At 32.1% G+C, this 3,700-nt stretch carries 4 protein-coding genes; all 4 read left to right on the forward strand.

All coding sequences use genetic code 11. The annotated features are described in order from the left end of the window. The coding region (locus HMPREF0381_RS06890; protein ID WP_008751212.1) for an RNA-guided endonuclease TnpB family protein at window positions 1-402 on the forward strand (402 nt) is incomplete at its 5' end. Window positions 403-454: 52 nt separating this feature from the next. After that, window positions 455-1,153, forward strand: a complete 699-nt coding sequence (locus HMPREF0381_RS06895) for a leucine-rich repeat domain-containing protein (RefSeq protein WP_008751213.1) — start codon at window positions 455-457, stop codon at window positions 1,151-1,153. Between the two features lie 118 nt (window positions 1,154-1,271). Then, window positions 1,272-2,981, forward strand: coding sequence for a leucine-rich repeat domain-containing protein (locus tag HMPREF0381_RS06900; protein WP_154647083.1), 1,710 nt, complete (start codon window positions 1,272-1,274; stop codon window positions 2,979-2,981). Window positions 2,982-3,002: 21 nt separating this feature from the next. Beyond that, window positions 3,003-3,440: a hypothetical protein gene (locus HMPREF0381_RS06905; RefSeq protein WP_008751215.1), complete on the forward strand. Its 438-nt coding sequence runs from the start codon at window positions 3,003-3,005 to the stop codon at window positions 3,438-3,440. Window positions 3,441-3,700 lie beyond the last annotated feature (260 nt).

Genomic DNA, 3,700 nt, shown 5'->3' on the forward strand with positions numbered 1-3,700 from the left:
CAAATAGCACTATGCTATGAGAAAATAGCTGATACCAGAAAAGATTATCTGCATAAGATTTCAAGCGAAATTATAAACGAAAACCAAGTGATAGTTTCGGAAAACTTACAGATAAAAAATATGGTAAAAAATCATAATTTAGCAAAATCTATCAGCGATGCATCATGGTATGAGCTGACAAGGCAACTGGAATATAAGTCAAAATGGAACGGCAGAACTTATATTAAGATAGATAGATTTTATGCAAGCAGTCAGATATGTTTTAGTTGTGGGTATAAAAATACAAATGTAAAAGATCTAAAAGTAAGAGATTGGATATGTCCTTTCTGCAATATAAAACACGATAGAGATATCAATGCGGCAAAAAACATATTGGCAGAAGGATTAAGACAAGTAGTATAATAAAAATGATAGGGCAGGGACTGCCCAAATTAACGCCTGTGGAGATAGTAGGTTGCGAGGTCAGCGAAGCAGGAAGCCCATAGGCTTTAGACTATGGGTAGTTCACAATTGTGAGAAATTTCAGCATATAGAACTGCCTCAAGGACTTGAATATATCGGTAAAGAAGCATTTAAAGGTTGTACTTTAATAAAAAATACTGTTATTCCAAAGAATGTAAAGCAAATAGATGATGGTGCATTTAATATGTGTATGAACTTAGAAAATGTAGAGTTTGAAGGGGAACCGCTATATATCGGGAATTCTTTTTATGACACAAAGTTTTATAATATTATAAAAGAGGATGAGTATAGTTGCAAATATATCGGGAATCATCTTATAGAACTTGTAGATAAAAAAAGAGGAAAGGTTATCATAAAAGACGGAACAATCAGTATAGCAAATAATGCATTTTCCAAATCCAAGATAAGAAAAATAGTTTTTTCAAAAGAACTGAAAATAATTGGAGAGTCCGCTTTAGGCCATTGCTATAGATTAGAAGATGTGGAGTTTCCGGACGGGCTGATATATATATCTAAGCTGTGCCTTATAGATTGCAGAAATTTAAAAAGAGTCTATATACCGAAGTCGGTGGAAGATGTAGGAGAAAGTATACTCTTAGGCTCAGGTAATGTAAAAGAAGTCATTGTGAGCAAAGAAATAGCGGAAAAGATTGATTTTTATGAAAATGTGAAAGTAAGATATATAGATTAGAAGGAGAATAAAAAACATATCTTTATCAAAAGGAAGTGCTTATGAAAAAACTTATGGAAAATTTGAGCAATATTTTACCAATGTTGCCTAATGAATAATGCACAGAAGGAGTGAAAAAGTGAAATTATTAAGGAAAGAATATTTAAAAAAAAGAGTAATTATCACCTTTATGTTTATAATCATTTTTACTTCTGTATTACAATATTGTGTAAGAAATATATTATTTGAACATATGGTTATATATAACAGTACTGTAAGAGGAATAAAAAGAGGTATTATAAATAAAGATGAGAGATCCAAAATACTAATTATTCCTGAAGGAGTTAAAAGTATAGGTACAAATGCTTTTATAGATAATACAGATATTGAAGAGGTGGTTTTGCCTGAATCGCTGGTTAGTATAGAAGATTATGCTTTTGCGGGTTGTACCGGGTTGAAGAAAATTAAATTTCCACAAGGGCTAAAGAAAATAGGGCCTTTTTCATTTTTTGGATGTGAGAGTTTAGAAGATATAGCATTTCCGGATTCCTTGGAGTATTTAATCGGGGGAAGTTTTGCAAGTTGCGTAAACTTAAAAAAAGTTGATTTTTCAGAGTCAAAAACATATATAGGTTTATGGACTTTTAAAAATTGTACTTCACTAAAAGAGGTACAATTATCCAAAAAATCAAAGGAAATACGGGATGAAGCTTTTTATAATTGTACAAGTCTTGAAAAGATTTATATACCTTTTAATACTCAAACTATAGGAAGTCGAGCCTTTATGGATTGTAAAAACTTGAAAGAAGTTGTCTTAAACAGAGAAGATATCTTGTTGGGGGCGGGAGCTTTTATAAATACTTTATGGTTATCAAAACTTCCGACAGATGACGGATATAAATATTTTTCAAATATTTTAATGGAGTATGAAGGAAATGAGAGGAAGGTAACAGTTAAAGACGGGATTAAAAGTATAGCAGGAGGAGCTTTTTTTGACTCGCCTACACTTGAGGAAGTAGTTCTTCCGGAAAGCTTAACAGTTATAGGGGAGTCTGCATTCAGTTGTTGCAAAAAACTGTCATATATAGATATACCGGATAATGTGGAGTTAATGGGAAATAACGTATTTGAAGCATGTGATTCTCTTGAAAGAATAGTATTACCGGATAAGCTAAGGTCATTACCACAGTATAGTTTTCATCAATGTAAAAATTTAAAGGAAGTGGTGTTGGGATCAGACTTAAAAGATATTTTAGATGGTTCATTTGGTGAATGTGAAAATTTAAGGTCGATTAATTTAAATGATAAAACAAGATATATAGGTGATGGAGCTTTTGAGAGCTGTAAAAAATTGACTGATATAGGTGATTCTTCCGGTGTAAGTTTTGTCGGTTATAATGCATTAGATGATACCCCTTGGTACAGCAGTCAAGAAGAAGTGGGCGGATGTAAATATGTAGGCAATGTACTTATAGAATGCTTAGATAAGAAAAAGACCGATATAAAACTTAAAGAGGGTACGACTATGATAGGAGATTTGGCTTTTGAAGGTACGAAAATTTACAGTTTAGATTTTGCAAAGGGAATTAAAATAATTGGAGATAGGGCATTTGAAAATTGTAGTAATTTATCCTTTGCTGTTATACCTGACGGTGTGCAATATTTGGGGTATGATGTGTTTTCATCTTGTAAAAATTTAAGAGAAATTTATGTTCCTGAAAGTGTAGAGCGAGTTAAAGTAGAGGTATTTGGTAACGGCATATTTGATAATTATAAAAATATAGCTGTACCGAATCATTTGAATGGAATATTTGTTTATAACGGAAAAGCAAGGATACGCTACTATTAGAATTATAATAAAGGTGATACTATGAGAAATTATCATGACAATCAAATCATCCCTCTAAAAGTAAGGAATTATGAAACTGAAGCTATGTCTTTGGATACGGGATACTATATAGAAGGCAGACTTGAAACTTTTAGCAAAGAACAGTACTTTGATGACTTGTTAAGCATATATATTCCGGAATTTTTTATAGATTTGCCGGATGAAATAAAAGAAGTAAAATATCCTACCAATTTTAGACCTGAGGTAATAAAAACAAATCTTGCCGGAGATGTAAATCTAAGCATTAGCCTTCTTAAAGTCAGTGATTATACAGAAGTAAAAACTTTGGTAACGGATTTTAAAAGTCTGCTTTCAAAAGCACATAATGGGATAAAGTTTTTAGAATATGATGAATTGGAGAAAGAAGGCTGTGTAAAAATGTATTGCTTTGATTTTATTATACCCGGAATAGATGCTTGAAAAGGCGGAACTTAAACTGATTTTTATGCTGTCTAAAGCAGAGAAAGTTTTTACAACTCATCCCCTCATGCTTTGTAGTATAGCTTCTTGTCATATATTTTAAATCACAGAGTTGAGATGTAAAACACTTTCAGTACTATTTGTGCCGCGGCTTGCCGGTGGAATGGAGATTTTTATGTCAAATTTTTGTATTACAGCAATGGTGACTTTTTTAGGATATATACTACTTTATGGTGTCTGTTGGGGAACAGATAAAACTG

It is taken from the genome of Lachnoanaerobaculum saburreum DSM 3986 (genome assembly GCF_000185385.1).
Classification (GTDB): domain Bacteria; phylum Bacillota; class Clostridia; order Lachnospirales; family Lachnospiraceae; genus Lachnoanaerobaculum; species Lachnoanaerobaculum saburreum.

What these genes read in the sequence shown, in the direction of transcription:
- HMPREF0381_RS06905 (WP_008751215.1), top strand. Translation starts at nt 3,003, where the DNA reads ATGAGAAATTATCATGACAATCAAATCATCCCTCTAAAAGTAAGGAAT.